Consider the following 507-nt stretch of genomic DNA (forward strand, 5'->3'; position numbering starts at 1 on the left):
GTACTATTAAGTGCCATTTTCTTTGCCGCAAAAATTTCCAAGGTGAAAGTGACTAATGAATTAGTGAATGATACGGAAAAACGCATTTATTATGTAAATGGTCAATTGTTCTTTGCATCTGTGACTGATTTCACGAAAAAATTTACTTTCCATGATACCGTTGAGGAAGTAGAAGTTAATTTGAGCAACGCGCATTTATGGGATGACTCTGCGATCGGTGCATTAGATAAAATTGAAATGAAATTCGAACAGCAGGGAATAAGCGTTACGTATACGGGATTAAATGAAGATAGTCAGCATTTGAAGAATCGGATTGGCGGGTTATCAAAAGCGTCTGGTCACTAAAGAGTTTATTGGGTGGATGTAAAAGAGTTAATAAATCAAATGGAGGTGCAGCTCTTGTTTCAAAACATTTTATTGGCGACCGATGGCTCCGAGCATTCGCTGCGATCAACAGATCATGCAATTGAACTGGCGCAAAAGTTTGCAGGCACTATTAAAGTGATT

The 507-nt window shown here is 38.1% G+C and carries 2 protein-coding genes; both read left to right on the forward strand.

Features of this window, described 5'->3' with window-relative positions:
• Window positions 1-345 (forward strand): STAS domain-containing protein (locus AC3G7N_RS22770; protein WP_489424363.1); only part of this gene is annotated, 345 nt, incomplete at its 5' end.
• A 39-nt stretch (window positions 346-384) separates the two neighbouring features.
• A partial coding sequence (locus tag AC3G7N_RS22775; RefSeq protein ID WP_489424364.1) for a universal stress protein occupies window positions 385-507 on the forward strand: 123 nt, incomplete at its 3' end.

The organism is Virgibacillus carmonensis, assembly GCF_057836705.1.